14 protein-coding genes are annotated in these 19,901 nt (G+C 67.2%); 7 read left to right on the top strand and 7 right to left on the bottom strand.

Going from position 1 to position 19,901, the window contains the following annotated elements; all coding sequences use genetic code 11:
- Positions 1-28: 28 nt before the first annotated feature.
- From C8J26_RS05670 to C8J26_RS05660, 3 genes are read right to left on the bottom strand one after another with little or no spacing between them, the layout of a single operon-like run.
- Positions 29-2,137 carry a S9 family peptidase gene (locus C8J26_RS05670; protein ID WP_244185182.1) on the bottom strand — a complete coding sequence of 703 codons (2,109 nt, stop codon included), beginning with the start codon at positions 2,135-2,137 and terminating at the stop codon, positions 29-31.
- On the bottom strand, positions 2,134-4,197 hold the full coding sequence (locus tag C8J26_RS05665; RefSeq protein WP_107957127.1) for an alpha/beta hydrolase family protein: 2,064 nt from the start codon (positions 4,195-4,197) through the stop codon (positions 2,134-2,136). The genes C8J26_RS05670 and C8J26_RS05665 overlap by 4 nt, the downstream gene beginning before the upstream one ends.
- 42 nt (positions 4,198-4,239) lie before the next feature.
- Complete coding sequence (locus C8J26_RS05660) at positions 4,240-5,610, bottom strand: cytochrome P450 (RefSeq protein WP_244185181.1); 1,371 nt, start codon at positions 5,608-5,610, stop codon at positions 4,240-4,242.
- A gap of 105 nt (positions 5,611-5,715) precedes the next feature.
- Between C8J26_RS05660 and C8J26_RS05655 the strand changes: the two genes are divergently transcribed.
- Positions 5,716-6,495: an SDR family NAD(P)-dependent oxidoreductase gene (locus tag C8J26_RS05655; RefSeq protein WP_107957125.1), complete on the top strand. Its 780-nt coding sequence runs from the start codon at positions 5,716-5,718 to the stop codon at positions 6,493-6,495.
- Between the two features lie 290 nt (positions 6,496-6,785).
- Here C8J26_RS05655 and C8J26_RS05650 read toward each other — a convergent pair whose 3' ends face one another.
- Positions 6,786-8,405 carry a choline dehydrogenase gene (locus tag C8J26_RS05650; RefSeq protein ID WP_167398784.1) on the bottom strand — a complete coding sequence of 540 codons (1,620 nt, stop codon included), beginning with the start codon at positions 8,403-8,405 and terminating at the stop codon, positions 6,786-6,788.
- A gap of 58 nt (positions 8,406-8,463) precedes the next feature.
- Positions 8,464-9,036, bottom strand: coding sequence for a TetR/AcrR family transcriptional regulator (locus C8J26_RS05645; protein WP_208631334.1), 573 nt, complete (start codon positions 9,034-9,036; stop codon positions 8,464-8,466).
- A 101-nt stretch (positions 9,037-9,137) separates the two neighbouring features.
- On the opposite strand from C8J26_RS05645, the gene C8J26_RS05640 reads away from it, so the two are divergent.
- The 6 genes from C8J26_RS05640 (at position 9,138) to C8J26_RS05615 (ending at position 16,351) form a co-directional block, all read left to right on the top strand.
- Positions 9,138-10,391, top strand: a complete 1,254-nt coding sequence (locus C8J26_RS05640; RefSeq protein ID WP_107957123.1) for an acetyl-CoA C-acetyltransferase — start codon at positions 9,138-9,140, stop codon at positions 10,389-10,391.
- The gene (locus C8J26_RS05635) at positions 10,391-11,929 is read left to right on the top strand and encodes an acyl-CoA synthetase (RefSeq protein WP_107957122.1); all 1,539 of its coding nucleotides are present in this window, start codon (positions 10,391-10,393) and stop codon (positions 11,927-11,929) included. Before C8J26_RS05640 ends, C8J26_RS05635 begins: the two co-directional genes overlap by 1 nt.
- Complete coding sequence (locus C8J26_RS05630) at positions 11,926-13,023, top strand: acyl-CoA dehydrogenase family protein (protein WP_107957121.1); 1,098 nt, start codon at positions 11,926-11,928, stop codon at positions 13,021-13,023. Before C8J26_RS05635 ends, C8J26_RS05630 begins: the two co-directional genes overlap by 4 nt.
- Positions 13,024-13,035: 12 nt before the next feature.
- Positions 13,036-14,241: an acyl-CoA dehydrogenase family protein gene (locus C8J26_RS05625; RefSeq protein WP_107957120.1), complete on the top strand. Its 1,206-nt coding sequence runs from the start codon at positions 13,036-13,038 to the stop codon at positions 14,239-14,241.
- An 88-nt stretch (positions 14,242-14,329) separates the two neighbouring features.
- Positions 14,330-14,887, top strand: coding sequence for an NMCC_0638 family (lipo)protein (locus tag C8J26_RS05620; protein WP_107957119.1), 558 nt, complete (start codon positions 14,330-14,332; stop codon positions 14,885-14,887).
- Positions 14,888-14,944: 57 nt separating this feature from the next.
- Complete coding sequence (locus C8J26_RS05615) at positions 14,945-16,351, top strand: coniferyl aldehyde dehydrogenase (RefSeq protein ID WP_107957118.1); 1,407 nt, start codon at positions 14,945-14,947, stop codon at positions 16,349-16,351.
- Between the two features lie 3 nt (positions 16,352-16,354).
- On the opposite strand, the gene C8J26_RS05610 is transcribed toward C8J26_RS05615, so the two are convergent.
- Both C8J26_RS05610 and C8J26_RS05605 read right to left on the bottom strand, forming a co-directional pair.
- Positions 16,355-18,322: an ATP-binding protein gene (locus tag C8J26_RS05610; RefSeq protein WP_208631333.1), complete on the bottom strand. Its 1,968-nt coding sequence runs from the start codon at positions 18,320-18,322 to the stop codon at positions 16,355-16,357.
- 13 nt (positions 18,323-18,335) lie between these two features.
- Positions 18,336-19,847, bottom strand: coding sequence for an ATPase domain-containing protein (locus tag C8J26_RS05605; protein ID WP_107957116.1), 1,512 nt, complete (start codon positions 19,845-19,847; stop codon positions 18,336-18,338).
- Positions 19,848-19,901: the final 54 nt, after the last annotated feature.

Here is a 19,901-nt window from a genome sequence, read left to right as displayed (position 1 = left end):
TTTCAGTCTTTGGCGACCCCGCGGTGCGTCACCGCGCCAGCCCTAGCTGTTGCAGCATGAACGCCTGCCACTCGGCATTCTGGCGGTAACGCTCGAACCGGCCCGACTTTCCACCATGCCCCGCCTCCATGTTGACGCGGAACAGCAGCGGGTTCGTGTCAGTCTTCCTCTCGCGCAGCTTGGCGACCCATTTGGTCGGCTCGTAATATTGCACCTGGCTGTCCCATAGCCCGGTGCCGACATAGAGTGCCGGATACGCCTTCGCCGTGACGTTGTCGTAGGGCGAATAGCTCAGCATGTAATCGTACGACGCCTTCTGCGCGGGGTTGCCCCATTCGTCATATTCGAACGTCGTCAGCGGGATCGACGCGTCGAGCATCGTCGTGACGACATCGACGAACGGCACCTGCGCGATGATGAGCTTGTAGTCCGCGGGCGCCATGTTCGCGACGCCGCCCATCAGCAGCCCGCCCGCGCTGCCGCCCATCGCCGCGACGCGGGTCTTGGCGGCGTATTTCTGCGCAACGAGATAGCGCGTGACGTCGATGAAGTCGGTGAAGCTGTTCTTCTTGTTGAGCAGATGCCCGTCGTCATACCAGCCGCGCCCCATCTCCTGCCCGCCACGGATATGCGCGATCGCATACACGACGCCGCGATCGAGCAGGCCGATCCGGCCCGGATCGACCGCCGGATCGCTCGAAATGCCGTAGCTGCCATAGGCATATTGGAAGAGCGGCGCGGTGCCGTCGCGCTTCACACCCTTGGCATAGACTAGCGAGACCGGCACGCGCGTACCGTCGCGCGCGGGTGCCCAGACGCGTTCGGTGACGTACTTCGCGGGATCATAGCCCGGTACCGGTGCGACCTTCAGCACGCGCCGCTCGCCGGTCTGCGCGTTGACCTCGTAGGTCGTCGTTGGGGTCACGAGCGAGCCATAGGTGTAGCGCACCCACGGCGTCGCGGTTTTCTCGTTGACGTCGAGCGCCATGCGATAGGCGGGTTCGTCGGCGGTGACGGGGGTGGACTTGCCCGCGTCGTTCAGCACGCGGATCATGCGATTGCCGCCTTCGCGCTGGTCGATCGCGACGAAGCCGTCGAACGGCTTGAAGCCTTCGATGAAGACGGTGTCACTGGCCGGCGTCAGGTCGCGCCAGGCTCCGGTGCCCTTGGCCAGGTCCGCATCGGCAACGGTGACGAGCTTGTAGTTCTTCGCAGCGCGGTTGGTGCGGATGATCCAGCGATTGCCGATATGATCCGCGCCGTAGCGGAACTCGCGCGCGCGCGGCGCGACGATCGTGAAGCGGGTCGGCGAGGCGGCGGGGGCGCAGCGTTGCTCGTCGCTAACCGTGCTTTCGACGCCGATGCAGACGAAGCGATCGTCGGACGTTCGCGAGATACCCATCTGATAGGTATCATCCTTTTCCTCGTACAACACTTGGTCGGCAGCGATCGGCGTGCCGAGGACATGCGCCTTCACGCGGTAGCCGCGCAGCGTCACCGGGTCCTTCTCGACGTACAGGATGGTCTTGTTGTCGTCCGCCCACACCACGTTGGGCTCGATGTTTGATACGGTGTCGGCGAGGAGCGCGCCGGTCGTGAGATCCTTCACCTTGAGCACGTACTGGCGGCGGCCGACCGTGTCCTCGGCCCAGGCGACGCGGCGGTTGTCAGGGCTCACCGCCCAGTCACTCAGCGCGAAGAAGCTGTGCCCCTTGGCCATCGCCGGCTGGTCGAAGAGCGTTTCGGCCGGCGCGGTGCGGCTGCCCTTGCGGCGTTCGAGGATCGGGTAATCCGCGCCGGTCTGGAACCGGGAGCCGTAATAATAGCCGTTCTTGGCATAAGGGACCGAGCTGTCGTCCTGCTTGATATGCGCGACGGTGTCTTCGTAGAGCTTGGCCTGGAGCGGCTTCAGCGACCCGAGCTGCGCATCGGCATAGGCGTTCTCCGCGGCGAGATAGGCGAGCATCTCGGGGTTCTTGCGCGTGTCGTCGCGCAGCCAGTAATAATCGTCCTCGCGCGCGCCGTTGGGCGACGTCACCTGGAACGGCTTCTTGGCAACGCGCGGCGGCGCGACCTGCGCAACCGCCGCCGTCGAGACCAGCGCCACGCCGGCCAGCATCATGTAGCGTATCGTCACTGTGCTGCCCCCTGTGCCGGTGCCGCTGCCGGCTTCCGGTAGCGATCGAACCAGGCGATGATCGCCGACGCCTTGGCCGCGGATTGCGACGGGCGTGCCGCGAGACCGCCATGGCTCGCGCCCGGCACCTTCACCAGCGCGGTTGGCACGCCGCGGATCTGCAGCGCGGCGTAATATTGCTCGGATTCGCTGACCGGCGTCCGGTAATCGTCGCCGCCGACCACCACCAGGGTCGGCGTCTTGACGTTGCCGACGATGCTGAGCGGCGAGCGGTTCCAATAGCTCGTCGGATCCTCCCACGGCAGCTTGGTGAACCAGTAGCGCGAAGTGAACAGCGTGTTGTCCATCGTCAGCGCCTCGCTGATCCAGTTGATCACCGGCTTTTGCGTGGCCGCGGCCTTGAACCGGTCGGTCTTGCCGACGATCCACGCGGTCAGCAGCCCGCCGCCCGATCCGCCCGTCACGAACAGATTGTCCGGATCGGCGGTGCCGTCGGCGATCGCTGCGTCGACCGAGGCGATCAGGTCGTCATAATCGGCGGCGGGGTAGGTCTTGTCGATCAAATTGGCGAAGTCGGCGCCGTAGGAGGTCGATCCGCGCGGGTTGGTCCACAGCACCGCATAGCCGGCCGCGGCGTAGAGCTGCATGTCGGTCGCGAAACCGGGGCCATAGGCGGCGTTCGGCCCGCCATGGATCTCCAGGATCAACGGCACGCGCTGGCCCGCGACGCGACCCGGCGGGGTGGCGAGCCAGGCGTCGATCGGCCGGCCATCGGGCGCAGTCACCGCGATCTTCCGCACCGGCGCCAGCGCCTTCGATCCGGTCAGCACCGCGTTGAGCGTCGTCAGGCGGCGCGGCTTGCCGCCCGCCAGCACCCAGACGTCTGCCGGGGCGCTCGCGTCGCCACCGGTATAGGTGATCGTGCCGCCCTTCGAGACGGAGAAGTCGCCGCCGGTATAGGGCCGGTCGAGCCCGCCGCCCGCGACATTGTCGATCATCGGCGTGACGCGGCCGTCGACGCCGATGCGTGCGACCTTGCGCTGGCCGTGATCGTCATAGCTCGCATACAGGCTGCGGCCATCGGCGGCCCACACCGCGTCCTCGATCCCGCGGTCGAGCGTGGCGGTCAGCGAGCGCGGCGATGCCGCATCACGGTCGCCGACATAGAGCTGCGTGTTCTCGTAGCTGCGGCGCTTGTCGTCGAAGCCGAGCCACGCGATCTTCGCGCCGTCGGGTGAGACGCGCGGCTTTGCGTCGGGGCCGTCGCGCGTCGTCAGCGTCCGCATCGTGCCGCTCGCCGCATCGACCGCGATCACGTCCGAATTCATAACCTGGCGATCCGCCGCGGGCCCGCGAATCGCGGCGAAGACGATGCTGCGGCCATCGGGCGTCCAGGACAGCGGGCCGCCATCGTCGAACTTGCCATAAGTGAGCTGTCTTGCCGCGCCGCCGTCGGCGCCGACCACGAACAGATGGTCGTAGCCTGGCCTCACATAGCCGGGTCCGTCGTTGCGATAGTTGACGCGGTCGATGATCGTCAGCGGCTCGGCCCATTTCGCGCCCTCGGGCTTGGGCGGCTGCGTGCCGAGCTTGGTGCCCTCGCCCGCCACCGTCGCGATATAGGCGAGCCGGGTGCCGTCGGGCGACCAGGCCAGCGCCTGCGGATCGCCGGGGAAGCTCGTGATCCGCGCGCCCTGCGCCGCGCCGATCCCGCGCACGAACAGCTGCGATCCCTCGCCATCGCGCGCGGCATAGGCGATGCGCGATCCGTCGGGCGACCAGCGCGGGCTGCTGCCGTCGGTGGCGAACGGCGTCTGCCGCCCGCTCGCGACATCGATCAGCCAGAGCGACGATTGCAGCTTGTCGGTCATCACGTCGCCGGTGCGACGGACATAGACGATCGTCTTGCCGTCCGGGCTGATCTGCGGGTCCGCCGCGATCGTTAGGCCGAACAGGTCACTGCCGGTGAAGCTGCGCGAAGGTGCGTCCGGAACCGGCGCGGGCTGCTGGGCGACCGCCGGCGTCGCCGCGAGCAGGAGTAAGGCAAGGGTCAAGCGCAACGGGCGGCTCCTTCGAATGAACCGCGCGAAGATGACATAATATTACGTGGTGGCAAGCGGCACGAACGTCACCGGCAGGCCGTCCTTTGGCCGAGGAATCGGGAACACCTGCCACGCATCGCCGCTGCCCGCCGACGCCTCGATCCGATAGCGCGTCAGCAGATGCGCGATCAGCAGCCGCATCTGCATCGTCGCGAAATGCAGCCCGATGCACATATGCGCGCCGCCGCCGAACGGCACCCAAGCGAACCGGTGCCGCCCCTTCGACGCCTCGGGCGTGAAGCGCAGCGGGTCGAACCGATCGGGATCGGGCCAGTATTCCGCCATGTGGTGCGTATAGGTGATGCCGACGCCGACGCTGGTCCCCGCCGGGATGTCGAACCCGCCGAAGCGGAACGGCTTGAGCGCACGACGCGGGATCGACGGCACCGGCGGCATCATCCGCAGCGATTCCTTGAACGCATATTCGGTGAGGACGAGGCGATCGAGCTGCTCGGTCAGGGGCAGCGCGGTATCCAGCGTCGCGACCTCCGCGCGCAATCGCTCCTGCCAGTCCGGATTGCGCGCGAGCAGCATGACGAGGCTGGTCGCGGACGAGGTGATCGTGTCGTGCGCGGCCATCATCAGGAAGTTCATATGGTCGGCGATCGCCAGCGCGGTCAGCGGCGCGCCGTCGTCATCGGTCGCACGACAGAATTGCGAGAAAAAATCCTGCCCGTCGCCGCTGCGTCGGGCGGGGATTTCGCGCTCGAAAAAGTCGACGAGATAGGCGCGCGCCTTCACGCCCTTGCGCATCTGCGTGCACGGCCAGGGTTTGCGGATCGGAGAGACGCTGGCCTGCACCTCGTCGACGAACGCCTGGTTGATCCGGTCCGCCTCCGCCCCCAGCGGAACGCCGAGGAAACTGGTCGCGGCGAGATCAAGCGTGAGTGTCTTCACGACGTCGTAGAAGCGTACCGTCCGCCCGCCCCAGCCGCCGATCGCGGTAGCGATTCCCGCATCGAGTTCGGTGGCGTAGTGCCGCATCGGCTCTGGCTTGAACGCGACCGACAGCGTTTTCCGGTCGGCGCGATGTTGCTCGAAATCCATCAGCATCAGGCCGCGCGGGAACAGCAGGTTGAGGATCGGCCCCCAGCCCTGCTCGGACGAGAAAGTCTTGTCGCGATCGAACAGGATCAGCTCGTTCGCGTCGGGCCCGAGCAGCATGACGCTGGTGCCGCCGAGCGCCGTGTTACGATAGACCGGCCCGTACCGCGCGACCATGTGCTGCGCGAAGCCGGTGGGGTCGGCGAGCAGGCGGAACGTGTTGCCGATGATCGGCCAGCCGTCGTTGCCGGGAATGTGATCGAGCGCGCTCTTGGGCTGGCGTGGCAGCCAGTGCGGGCTGGCATTGTCCAGGACAGCTTCAGTCATCGTCGGATCCCTGTTCGACATGGCGGCTTGGCAAGTCTCGAATACGGGCATAACTATTGTTCTGCAACCGGGGCGCGGATCTCGGGGCTTTGACAGGAGAGATGCATGGACCTCGCAAAATGTGCTGCCGTCGTGACCGGCGGCGCGTCGGGCCTCGGCGCCGCCACCGCGCGCGCGCTGGCCGCCAAGGGGGTGAAGGTCGCGATCTTCGATCTCCAGGCGGACAAGGGCGAGGCGCTGGCCGACGAGATTGGCGGGGTGTTCTGCAAGGTCGACGTGACGTCGGACGACAGCGTCGACGCGGGGTTCGCGGCAGCGCGCGCGGCGCATGGGCAGGAGCGGATCCTGGTCAATTGCGCCGGCACCGGGAACGCGGCGAAGACCGCGGGGCGATCGAAGCAGGACGGATCGATCAAGCATTTCCCGCTCGATGCGTTCGACCGGATCATCCAGATCAACCTGGTCGGCACGTTCCGCTGCATCGCCAAGTCGGCGGCGGGGATGCTCACGCTGGAGCCGGGCGACGACGGCGAGCGTGGGGCGATCGTCAACACCGCGAGTGCTGCGGCGGAGGATGGCCAGATGGGCCAGGCCGCCTATTCCGCGTCGAAGGCGGGGGTGGTCGGCATGACCTTGCCGATCGCGCGCGACCTGATGAGCGAGGGGATCCGGGTGAACACGATCCTGCCGGGGATCTTCGACACGCCGTTGCTGGCCGCGGCACCGCAGCCGGTGCGCGATGCGCTGGCGGCGTCGGTGCCGTTTCCCAAGCGGTTGGGGCGGCCGGAGGAGTTCGCGGCGCTCGCGCTGACGATGATCGAGTGTGGGTATTTCAACGGCGAGGACGTGCGGCTGGACGGCGCGATCCGGATGGCGCCGCGGTAACGGCGGGCCGAGCCGCCCATTCCGCCCCACCGTCATCCTGACGAAAGTCAGGATCCAGAGCCGCTATCGCCGTCGCTTGTGATCCTAGATCCTGACTTTCGTCAGGATGACGGGAGCAGGGGGATGGCGGAGGTCCCCATCGCGCGACGCCCCCACCACCCCGGCGGAGGCCGGGGCCCAGTTGGAAAGGTCGGCGTAACGAAGCGCGGTCCTTCGTTAGCACCGTTCCCCAACTGGGCCCCGGCCTCCGCCGGGGCGGTAGCCTTGTAGTTCAAGCGGTCGCGCGCTCCTCAGGCAGCCCGCGCCAGGTGCCGACCCCGGATCATGTCCGCCGCCTTTTCCGCGATCATGATCGTCGGCGCGTTGGTGTTCGATCCGATCAGCGTCGGCATCACCGATGCATCCACGACCCGCAACCCCTGCAGCCCGCGCACCGCCAGCGTCGTATCGACCACTGCCAGCGCGTCGTCCGCGGTGCCCATCTTGCACGTCCCCACCGGGTGGTAGATCGTCTCCGCGGTCCGCCGCACCCAGGCGTCGATCTCGTCGTCGGTCCGCACGTCCTCGCCCGGCGACACTTCCGCGACACGATACGGATCGAGCGCCGCCTGCCGCGCGACGTCGCGACCGATGCCGATACAGGCGCGCATCACCCGGCGATCCTCCGCGGTCGCAAGATAGTTGGCGACGATCACCGGATCGGCGAACGGATCCGCCGAGGCGACCCCGATCCGCCCCCGGCTTTCCGGCCGCAACTGGCACAGATGCAGCGTGAAGCCATCCGCGGTCGCCTTGACCTTGCCGTGATCCTGCATGATCGCGAGCACCGCGTGGATCTGGACGTCGGGGCGCGACAGCCCCTCGCGCGACGACACGAACGCGCCCGCCTCGAGGAATTGCTGCCGCCCCGCCCCCTTGCCGCGGAGCATGTAGTTGAGCCCCACGCCGAGCATCGAGATACCCTTGGTGATCGCATAGCCGGTGCGCAGCCCGCGCGACGTCCAGTTCATCACGACGTCGAGATGATCCTGCAGATTCTCGCCCACGCCGGGGAGCGCGTGGACCACGCCGATCCCCGCCGCGGTCAGCCGGTCGGGATCGCCGATTCCGGACAGCTGGAGGATCTGCGGCGACTGCACCGCGCCGGCGCACAATAGCACCTCGCGCGTCGCCATAACGCTCTCCGCCCGCCCGCCCTTGTCGAGCACATAGTCGACGCCGACCGCGCGTCCCTTGTCGATCCGTATCCGCGTCGTCCGTGCACCCGTCACGCAGGTCAGGTTGCGCCGCGCCAGCACCGGCCGCAGATACGCCGCCGCCGTGCTCCACCGCTTCCCGTCCGCAACGGTCAGGTCGTAGCGCCCAAACCCCTCCTGGCTCGTGCCGTTGAAATCCTCGGTGACGGGATAGCCCGCCTGCCGCCCCGCCTCGACCAGCGCGTCGTAGAACGGGCTGTCGGACTCGCCGCCGGAGATCGTCAGCGGCCCGCCGCCGCCGTGCAGGTCACAGTCGCCGCGATGATGCCCTTCGAGTCGCTTGAAATAGGGCAGCACGTCGTCGAACGACCATCCCGGCAGCCCCATCTGCCGCCATTCGTCATAATCCTGCGGATGGCCCCGCGTGTAGATCATGCCGTTGATCGACGAGCTGCCGCCCAGCCCCTTGCCGCGCGGCCACCACAGACGGCGGTTGTCGAGATGCGGCTCGGGCTCGGTCGAAAAGCCCCAGTTGCTCGCATTCTTGCTCTTGATGAGTTCGCCGACCCCCGCGGGCATCCGCACCAGCACACCGTCGTTGCGCCCGCCCGCCTCGAGCAGCAGCACCGTCACATCGGGGTCCTCGGTGAGCCGGGCGGCGAGCACGCAGCCGGCCGAGCCCGCGCCGATGATCACATAGTCATACGTCTGCATGCCCACATCCTCCTGTTCGCGCTCCGCTTTTTCCACGGAGTCGCGGTCTGGTATCAGGCTAGCGCTCGCACAGCAGCGTTAGCAACCCGCGGCGCAGCACGTCGCGGTCGATCGCCTCGTCCGGATGCACTTCGCTGAGACCGATCGCGAGCAAAGCATAGGCACGAATTCCGGCTTCGACCGGGTCGAACCCGTGCGCGGCCAACTGCTCGACGAGAAACGCCATCACCTTGTCGTCATGCGCGCGGATCGCCGCCGCGGCACGCGCGTCGCTCCGCGCCCAGGCGCGCATCGCCAAAGCGAGCTGCGCCATGTCGTGGTCGCGGACATGATCGGCGAACGCGCGGATCCGCTCGACCGGCGGCAAGTCCGACTCGGTAAGCGTTGCGACCAGCGGATCGATATGCGCCTCGACGAAATACCCCGCGAGCGCCGCGTGATAGCCGTCGAAATCCTTGAAATGATGATAGAAGCTTCCGGTCGACGCGCCAAGGGCCAGCGCTAGGCTGCGCAGTTTCAGCGCGCGTAACCCGCCCGTCTTGAGCGACGACAGCCCGATCTCCAACCAATCGCGCGGCGCCAGATCGCCCCGCGGCACCGCCACCGATTCCATCAATACCATGCTTGACAAGCCAACCCCCATAACGAATGTTACGTCGCAACGAAGCCGGATGCAATCCGGCATCAGGCACTACGATCGGAGCAGACCGGCGGGTGCAACAGGAGAGCGATGTGGCCGAGGCATTCATCATCGACGCCGTCCGTACCCCACGCGGGATCGGCAAGACGGGTAAGGGCGCACTCGCCCATATGCACCCGCAACACCTCGCGGCGACCGTGCTCAAGGCGATCGCCGAGCGCAACGATCTCGATACCGGCGATATCGACGACATCATCTGGTCGACATCGACTCAGCGCGGCGAACAGAGCGGCGATCTCGGCCGGATGGCGGCGCTCGACGCGGGGTACGACGTGAAGGCGAGCGGGACGACGCTCGACCGGTTCTGCGGCGGCGGGATCACCGCGGTGAACTTCGCCGCGGCGCAGATCATGAGCGGGATGGAGGACCTCGTCATCGCCGGCGGCACCGAGATGATGTCGCTGACCACGACGATGATGCAGGACGACATGGCGGCGGGCAAACGACCGCTGGGGATCGGATCGGGCAACGCCAGGCTCGACGCGGCGCACCCGCAATCGAACCAGGGCATCTGCGCCGACGCAATCGCCAGCATCGAGGGAATCGATCGCCAGACGCTCGAAGCGCTCGGTCTGGAAAGCCAGCGCCGCGCGGCGGTGGCGATCGCCGAAGGGCGGTTCGATCGCAGCCTCGTTCCCGTCACCGACGCTACCGGCGCGCTGGTCCTCGAAAAGGACGAATATCCCCGCCCCGATACGACCGCCGAGGGTCTTGCCGCGCTGCGTCCTTCGTTCGCCGGGATTGCCGACGTGCCGCTCGACGACAAGGGCACGACCTTCCGCAAGCAGATCAACCGCCGCTATCCCGACCTGGAGATCGCGCACGTCCATCACGCCGGCAATTCGTCGGGCGTGGTCGACGGCGCCGCCGCGATCCTGCTCGCCAGCGCCGATTATGCCGCCAAGCATGGCCTGAAACCCCGCGCGCGGATCGTCGCGATGGCGAACATGGGCGACGATCCGACGCTGATGCTTAACGCCCCCGTCCCCGCTGCGCGGAAGGTGCTGGCGAAGGCCGGGCTGACCGTCGACGACATCGACCTGTGGGAGATCAACGAGGCGTTCGCGGTGGTCGCCGAGAAGTTCATCCGTGACCTAAAGCTCGACCGCGACAAGGTGAACGTCAATGGCGGCTCGATCGCGCTCGGCCATCCGATCGGCGCGACCGGCGCGATCCTGATCGGGACGATCCTCGACGAGCTCGAACGCCGCGACCTGAAGCGTGGGCTCGTGACGATGTGTGCGGGCGGCGGGATGGCGCCGGCGATCATCATCGAGCGCGTCTGATGCATCCGGTCGCGCACGCGCTGACCACCCCCGACAAGCCCGCCTACATCATGGCGGCGACGGGCGAGACGGTGACGTATCGCGACCTCGACGCACGCGCGAACCAGGGCGCGCATCTGCTCCGGTCGCTCGGGCTTAAGCGTGGCGACGGCATCGCGGTGCTGGTGGACAATTCGCCGCGCTATCTCGAGGTGATGTGGGCCGCCGAGCGTACCGGTGTCTATTGCACGTGCCTGTCGTCAAAGCTGACCGCGGGCGAGGCGGCGTACATCATCGACGACGGCGATTGCCGCGTGCTGATCGCGAGCCGGGGATGCGCCGGGGTCGCGGCGGGACTCGTTCCCCTGCTTCCCGACGTCCGCCGCTACATGGTCGACGGTGCGATCGACGGCTATGACGCGTACGAGGCCGCGCGCGATGCGATGCCGGCCACGCCGATCGCCGACCCGTCGCCCGGCGGTATCCTGCTCTATTCGTCGGGCACCACCGGCAAGCCGAAGGGCGTCAAGCACGCGCTGTCGGACGAGCCGTTCGGGACCAACGTCTCGCCGCTCGTGATGCTCGGCAAGGGGCTGTACGGCTTCACGCCCGAGATGGTCTATCTCTCGCCCGCGCCACTCTATCACGCCGCGCCGCTGCGCTGGTCGATGGCGGTGCAGCAGGTCGGCGGCACGGTCGTCGTGATGGAGCATTTCGACCCGGAAGCCGCACTCGCCGCGATCGAACGCTACCGGGTCACGCACGCGCAATGGGTGCCGACGCACTTCATCCGGTTGCTCAAACTTCCGCCAGATATCCGCGCGCGTTACGACGTGTCGTCGCTGAAGGCGGTCTGGCACGCCGCCGCCCCCTGCCCGATTCCGGTCAAGCAGGCGATGATCGACTGGTGGGGCCCGATCATCGGAGAATATTATGCGGGCACCGAAGGCAATGGGTTCTGCGCGATCTCCAGCGCGGAATGGCTGACGCACAAGGGCTCGGTCGGCCGCAACCTGACCGCGCAGACGATGATCTGCGACGAGGACGGCACCGCGCTGCCGCCGCGCACCGAAGGCGACGTGTATTTCGCGGGCGGCGGCGCGTTCGAATATCACAAGGATCCCGAACGGACCGCGGAGGCCGCCAACGCGCAGGGCTGGACGACGCTCGGCGATGTCGGCTGGCTCGACGAGGAGGGCTATCTCTACCTCACCGACCGCAAGAGCTTCATGATCATCTCGGGCGGCGTGAACATCTATCCGGCCGAGATCGAGAATCTGCTCGTCACGCATCCCAAGGTCGCCGACGTGGCGGTGATCGGTGCGCCCGACGACGAGATGGGCGAGCGCGTCGTCGCGATCGTCTGCCCCGCCGATCCGTCCGAGAACCGCGAGCAGCTCGCCGCCGAACTCAGCGCGTTTACGCGCGCCAACCTCAGCCACGTCAAGGCGCCGCGCCGCATCGACTTTCGCGACGCGTTGCCGCGGCACGAGACGGGCAAGCTCTACAAGCGCCTGCTCCGCGACGAATATTGGGCGCATGCGAAGGACCCTGCATGAACTTCGATTATTCCGACGACCAGAAATTCCTGAAGGACGAGGCGCGCAAGTTCCTCGCCGCGCAGTGCGGCAGCGACCGCGTCCGCGCGGTGCTCGACGATCCCGGCACCGCCTATGACGCAGCATTGTGGAAGGCGGTCGGCGCGCAGGGCTGGCTCGGCGCGGCGATCCCCGAGGAGTTAGGCGGGCTCGGGCTCGGCCATATCGAACTCTGCGCGATCGCCGAGGAACTGGGCCGGGCCTGCGCGCCGATCCCGTTCGCCTCGACCGTGTATTTTGTCGCCGAGGCGCTGATGCTGTACGGCAGCGACACGCAGAAGGTGAAGTGGCTGCCCCGGATCGCCGCGGGCGACGTCATCGGCGCGTTCGCGACGTCCGAGGGCGCGGGCCCGGTCACCGCGCGGTCGATCCGCACCACCGTTTCCGGCCGCACGCTGACGGGCGAGAAGATCCCCGTCACCGACGGCGACGTCGCCGACCTGATCGTCGTCCTCGCGCGCGACGGGCTCTACCTCGTCGAGAAGGGCGCTGGCGTCGCCATCGAAGTGCTCGAAACGCTCGACCCGACTCGCAGCGCCGCACGCCTCACCTTCACCGACGCCCCCTGCGAACGGCTGGGCACCGACGACGGCATCACCGCGATGCAGGCGGTGTTCGACCGCGCGGCCGTCCTGCTTGCGTTCGAACAGCTCGGCGGCGCGGATCGCTGCCTTGAGATGGCGAAGGGCTATGCGCTCGATCGCTATGCGTTCGGGCGGCAGATCGGCGGGTATCAGGCAATCAAGCACAAGCTCGCCGACATGTATGTGAAGACCGAACTCGCGCGCTCGAACGCCTATTACGGCGCATGGGCGCTCAACGCAGGCGCCGCCGAACTGCCGCTCGCCGCCGCCACCGCGCGTGTCGCCGCGTCCGACGCCTATTGGTTCGCGTCGAAGGAGAATATCCAGACGCATGGCGGGATGGGCTTTACCTGGGAGTCCGACTGCCACCTCTATTACCGCCGCTCGCGCCAGCTCGCGCTCGTCGCCGGCGCCCCCGCGGCCTGGCGCGAACGAATCGTCGGTCAACTCGAAATGCGCAACGCGGCCTGATCGGAGCAGTATATGGATTTCAAGGACAGCGACGACGAAGCCACCTACCGCGCCACCGCCCGACGCTGGCTCGACGCGAACATCGCCGAGCATGAGGCGGGCCACTATCCCGACGACATGGCCAAGGCGAAGGCGTGGCAGGCGCGCAAGGCTAAGGGCGGCTATGCCTGCATTACCTGGCCGCGCGAATGGGGCGGCGGCGGCGGCACGCCCATCGAGAGCGTCATCTTCGGGCAGGAGGAGGCGCGCCACGCGGTCGATGGCGGCTATTTCACGATCGGGCTCGGCATGTGCGTGCCGACCGTGATGGCCTATGCCGACGACGCGACCAAGACGCGGTTCGTCGGCCCCGCGGTCCGCGGCGACGAGATCTGGTCGCAGCTCTTCTCCGAACCCGCCGGCGGCTCCGACGTCGCCGCGATCCGCACGCGCGCGGTGCGTGACGGCGACGACTGGGTGGTCAACGGCCAAAAGGTGTGGACCTCGGGCGCGCATTACAGCGATTACGGGATCGTCCTCGTACGCACCAACCCCGACGTGCCCAAGCATCAGGGCCTGACGATGTTCTGGCTCGACCTGAAGGCCCCCGGAATCGAGATCCGGCCGATCCACCAGATGTCGGGCGGCTCGAACTTCAACGAGGTCTGGTTCACCGACGTCCGCATCCCCGACACGCAGCGCCTCGGCCCGATCGACGGCGGCTGGAAGGTCGCGCTGTTCACGCTGATGAACGAACGGCTCGCGATCGGAACGGGGGGCGGCGTCGGCCCCGAGGACATCCTAGCCTTTGCAGCGCAGGCGAACGGCGCGGACGGCCCGCTGCTCAAGGACACCGCGTTCCGCCAGCAGCTCGCCGACTGGTGGGTGCAATCGGAGGGCCTGCGCAACACGCGGATGCGGACGATCACCGCGCTGTCGAAGGGCCAGGTGCCCGGCCCCGAAAGCTCGATCGGCAAGATCGTCGCGGCTAACCAGTTGCAGGCGATCGGCAACACCGCGGTCGAGGCGGGCGATCAATACGGCATCATATCCGACCCCGCGCTGACCCCGTTGAAGGGCGCGTTCCACGCCGCGACGATGTGGGCGCCCGGCCTGCGCATCGCCGGCGGTACCGACGAGATCCTCAAGAACATCATCGCCGAACGCGTCCTTGGCCTCCCCGGCGAAATGCGCGTCGACAAGGATCAGGCGTTTCGGGATCTGCCGGTGGGGGCGTGAAAATCTCGCTTCGGATATCCGGGTGTGTAGATTGGCGGCAATACCGCGCTGCTCCGGGAGGACGCTGCCGGGTTAAACGGGGAACGCGATGTCGATCTTGCTGACTCTGCTGATGACGACCGCCGCTACGCCGCCAGACGAGCGCGTCCTACGGTTGACCAAATTGTATCACGATATCTGCCTCAAGCGCTTTCCTGACGATAAGTCCGTCGAAGCGATGATGGTAGCGCGAGGAGCGCGGGAGCTGTCTCAGTCCGACGTCAAAGTGACGATGCGGGACGATCCGGCACGCGCGTGGGACCTTAATGATGGGGGTGCCACATTGTGGATCGAGTATCCCCCGTTCCATGCGTGCTCGGTGCGCTGGAGTGCGGCCGACGTCGGCAACATGGATGCTTACCGCGCTATCGCGAACACGTACGAAGCTGCCATTGGCGGGTTTTCGCCAATCGACCCGATGGAAGCCGATCAGAACGACATCCATATCCGCGCAGTCGGCGAGGCCCGCACTCTTCCGGATAAAACGCAGGAGTCGCTGTTTTTCTTCGAGCAGAGCGTAAGCGATCCGAAACGACGCGCTGCCGGCGAAACAGGCTTCACGCTCAGGTTCGTCCATCAGTATGCGCCGCCCGACCCCACGGATTGAAACTGATGCTGTTGAAGCTATCCGACCTATATATATTGGGATGCCCGAATGCCCCACATGCACACCATCCTCACCGCCCAGCGTGACGCGTTCATGGCGGACCTCCCCGTCACCCGCGCCGTCCGCCTCGATCGGCTGAAGCGCGCGGCGGCGATGGTGAAGGACAATGCCACACGGTTCTGCGACGCGGTGTCGGAGGATTTCGGTCATCGCAGCCGCGAACAGACGATGATGACCGATATCGGCGCGTCGCTCGCGCCGATCGCGCATGCCGCCAAGCATCTCGACCGCTGGATGCAGCGCGACCGCCGGCCGGTGCAGTTCCCGCTCGGGCTGCTCGGCGCGAAGGCGTGGGTCGAATATCAGCCCAAGGGCGTGGTCGGCATCATCGCGCCGTGGAATTTCCCGGTGAACCTGCTGATGGCGCCGCTCGCGGGCGTGCTCGCCGCGGGCAATCGCGCGATGGCGAAGACGAGCGAATACACCCCCGCCACCGCCGCGCTGTTCGAGGAGATCGTCGGCCGCTATTTCGCGCCGGAGGAAGTCGCGATCGTCACCGGCGGTCCGGACGTCGGCAAGGCGTTCGCCGCGTTGCCGTTCGATCATCTCATCTTCACCGGCGCGACCGCGATCGGCCGCCACATCCTCCACGCCGCCGCGGACAATCTGACGCCCGTCACGCTCGAGCTCGGCGGCAAGTCCCCCGTCATCCTCGGCGCATCGGCGGATATCGCGCGCGCGACCGAACGCGTGACGCTCGGCAAGATGATGAACGCCGGGCAGATCTGCCTTGCGCCCGATTACATGCTCGTCCCAGCGGCGGACGAGGCCAAGGTCGTGGACGGCATCAAGGCGGCGGCGAGCGCGATGTACCCGACGCTGCTCGCCAATGCCGACTACACCTCGGTCGTCAACGATCGGCATCACCAGCGCCTCACCGACTGGATCGCCGACGCGCGCGCGAAGGGCGCGACGGTCGAGGTCGTGAACCCAGCGAACGAGGATTTCGGCAGCGCGAACTCGCGGAAGATGCCGCTGCACATCGTCCGCGACGCGACCGACGACATGATCGTGATGCAGGAGGAGATCTTCGGCCCCGTCCTGCCGATCCGCCGCTATGACGGGATCGACGACGCGATCGCGCAGGTGAACCGCCGCGACCGCCCGCTCGGCCTCTATTATTTCGGCACCGACGAGGGCGAACGCCGCCGCGTGCTCGACCGGACGATCTCGGGCGGGGTGACGCTCGACGACGTGATCTTCCACATCTCGATGGAGGATCTCCCGTTTGGCGGCAGCGGTCCGTCGGGGATGGGCGCCTATCACGGCATCGAGGGCTTCCGCACGTTTAGTCACGCGCGGGCGGTCTTCAAGCAATCGAAGCTCGACATCGCCAAGCTCGCCGGGCTCAAGCCGCCCTATGGCGCGGCGGCGGCGAAGACGATCGCACGGATGATGCGCTGAGCCCTAGTCGACCGCGCGCAGTTTTGGCCGCCCCGCAGGGGACTGGCGCAGCAGTTCGTCGACGCGCGCGGCGAGATCGACCTGGCGAAACGGCTTGGCGAGCCGGATGACGTCGTCAGGGACGTCCTCGCCCGCCGCGGCATAGCCGGTCACCAACAACGCGGGCGTGCGGTTGCCCGATGCGCGCAGCTCGCCGATCAACTGGCCGCCGGTCATCCCCGGCATCAGATAGTCGGTCACCACGATGTCGGCATCGACGCCCGACCGGATCGCCGACAGGGCCTGGCTCGCCGACGACATCTCTATCACGACATAGCCGATGTCGCGCAGCATGTCCGCGGTCGCGGCGCGCACGACATCCTCGTCATCGACCAGCAGCACCTTCGCGCCGTGTCGCGCAGGCACGGGTTCCGACGCGCTCTCGACCATGTCGACGGGCGTCTCGGACGTTGCGGGCAACCAGAGTTCGACCGCGGTTCCCGCCCCCGGCTCGCTCGTCAGCCGCAGCGTCCCGCCCGATTGCGCGGCGAGACCGTGAACCATCGACAGGCCGAGCCCGGTGCCCTTGCCCACGCCCTTGGTCGAGAAGAACGGCTCGGTCGCGCGCGCCAGCGTCGCGCGGTCCATCCCGATCCCCGTATCGGCCGCGGTCAGCCGGATATAGCTGCCCGCCGGCAGGCCGACCGTGTTGCGATCGTCGACCACCGATTCACCGACCGACAGCGTCAGGCGCCCGCCCCCCGGCATCGCATCGCGCGCATTGATCGCCAGGTTGAGCAACGCGAGTTCGAGCTGGTTCGGATCGACGCGGGCCGAGGACAGATGCCGCGGCACCTCCAGCACGACGGTGATCGACGGGCCGAGCGAGCGGCGGATCAGATCGACCAGCCCGTCGATCAGCGCACCGATATCGACTGCGCGCGGCTGCAACGCCTGCCGTCGCGCAAAGGCGAGCAGGCGCTGGGTCAGCGTCGCCGCGCGCTCGGCCGCCTGGAGCGCGCCGCCGATCATCCGCTGCGTCCGCTCGTCGTCCTTGTGCCGCCGCCGCATCAGGTCGAGGCTGCCGACGATCGGAGTCAGCAGATTGTTGAAATCATGCGCGACGCCGCCGGTCAGCTGACCGATCGCATCCATCTTCTGCGCCTGGGCAAGCTGAGCATCGGCTTCCTTGCGGTCGGTCACGTCGGAGATCACGCCCGACATCCGTACCGCGGTGCCGCTGTCGTCATGGCGGACGCGCCCCTTGAGGACGACCCAGCGCCTGACGCCGTCCGCCGCGTCGATGCTGCATTCGAGATCGAGCGTCCCGACCCGCCACGCCTCGTCCACCGCGCGCTTCACCTCCGCACGTTGCCGCGGATCGACATGGTCCAGGAAGGTCTCGAGATTCCACCGTGCGGCACCCTGCGGATAGCCGAAGATATCGTCGTGCCGCTGGGTCCGGCGAGTCTCGCCAGTCTTCAGGTCGAAATCCCAGCTGCCCATCCCGGCCGCGTCGAGTGCGATTTCGAGGCTCTCGCGCGCCAGCCGGAGTTCCGCGGTGCGATCCTCGACCGCGCGTTCCAGCGTCACCGCGACGTCGCGCAGTTCATATTGCCGGCCGCGCGCGGTCAGCGCGGAACGGATCGCGCCGAGCATAGCCTCGGCATGCAGCGGCCGTTCGAGCAGCACGACGCTGCCCAGGTCGCGCAGCCTTTCGGTCGCGCGCAGTGTGCGCGGCGTGCGGGTACCGTTGGCGAGCACCACGAATGGGATATCCGCCCAGCCCGGCTGCGCTGCGACCCAGTCGGTCAGCGCGGATGAATCCTCCGCCGTCAGTGCCTCCTCAGTGAGCATCACTGCGCCCGCCCCATCGTGCAACGCGAGGACCAGCGCGGCCTGGTCGGCGCAGATCGTCGCGACGATCGCATTGCGCGACAGCAGGTCCGCCGCGATCGCCGCGTCGCGGCCACGCGGGGCTAGGATAAGCACGCGGTCCTGCATGCTAGCGCTGTAGGTCCTCGGTCCTGATCCGGCTCGTCATCAACGTCGTTCCTTCACCGGAGAATGTCGGTACGCCAGCCAGGACGCCCTGGAATTGCCGCAGTGGTTCGCCGACATGCAATCCACTGCTACCGATCTGGAACTCCCGGATCGTCCTTTCGTGCCGCGCGGTGCGGGTCTTGATCACCGAAATCGCCTGGCGGACTTCGCCATGCGCCTCGAAATAGCGCAGCTGGACGATCGTGTCGGACAGATAGCTCAGGTCGACATCGGACCGGATATCGCCCGTGATCCCGTGCAGCCCGAGGATCAGCAGGCTGACGATCCCCTTCTGGCCTAGATAGGTGAGCATCTCGTGCATCTGCAGGACGAGGAACTGTTCGTTCGGCATCGCCTGCAGATACGCGTTGAGGCTGTCGATCACGACGACCTTGGCGCCGTGCACTTCGACCGCGGCACGGACCGCGTTCGAAAACTCCCCTGGCGACATTTCGGCAGGATCGATGGCGCGCAATGCCAGCTGGCCGCTGTCGACGAACGGTGCCAGGTCCATCCCCAGCGCCGCGCTGCGCTTGAGCAACGTCGGCAGTCGCTCGTCGAACAGGAAGTAGGCGGCGCGATCGCCGCGCTTGAGCGCGGCGATCATGCTCTGCACCGAGGCGGTGGTCTTGCCGACGCCCGCGGGGCCGGTCAGCAGCGTGGCGGTGCCGGGGATCAGGCCGCCGCCCAGAAGCGCATCGAGTTCGCTCGACCCGGTCGACATCGCCTCGTCGGAATAGGGTGCGCTATGCTCCGACGCGACCAGCCGGGGATAGACTCGCAGCCCGCCCCGCTCGATCTCGAAATCATGATAGCCGCCGCGATAGCGGACACCGCGCATCTTGACGACGTGCAGCCGCCGCCGCTGCGCCCCGAACCCGGACAGCGTCTGCTCGAGCGAAACGACGCCGTGCGCGATGCTGTGCAGCTGGAGGTCGCCGCCGCTGCCGCTCTTGTCGTCGAGGAACAGCACGGTGCAGTCGCGCGTCGAGAAAAAGTGCTTGAGCGCGAGGATCTGCCGGCGATAGCGGATCGGGCTCTGCGCGAGCAGGCGCAGTTCGGACAAGCTGTCGATGACGATCCGCGAAGGCCGGATCTCGTCGACCTTCGCCATCATGTCACGGATCGTCTCGCCGAGCTCGACCTCGCTCGGGTGCAACAACGTCTGTTCGTGATCCTCGCTGAAGCCGTCCACGGGCACCATCTCGAACAGCACGAGCGGGTCGAGCGACCAGCCATGCGTCCGGGCTACCGCGCGCAGCTCGACCTCGGTCTCGGCGAGCGTGATATACAGCCCGACCTCGCCGACTGTGACGCCGGTGAGCAGGAACCCCAGGCCAAGCGTGGTCTTGCCGGTGCCGGGCGTCCCCTCGACCAGATACATCCGGTCCGGGGTCAGCCCGCCATTGAGGATATCATCGAGCCCTTCGATTCCAGTCCGTGCCAGTGTCGGAAGATCGTCGTCGTGTGCCAACTGGCACTCCTTTCTCTCAACCGGCGCGCCAATATTGGGCTTCCGCTCTCAGCA

Origin of the sequence: Sphingomonas aurantiaca, assembly GCF_003050705.1 — a bacterium.
GTDB lineage: Bacteria > Pseudomonadota > Alphaproteobacteria > Sphingomonadales > Sphingomonadaceae > Sphingomonas > Sphingomonas aurantiaca.
This window is presented reverse-complemented; position numbering and strand designations above follow the sequence as displayed.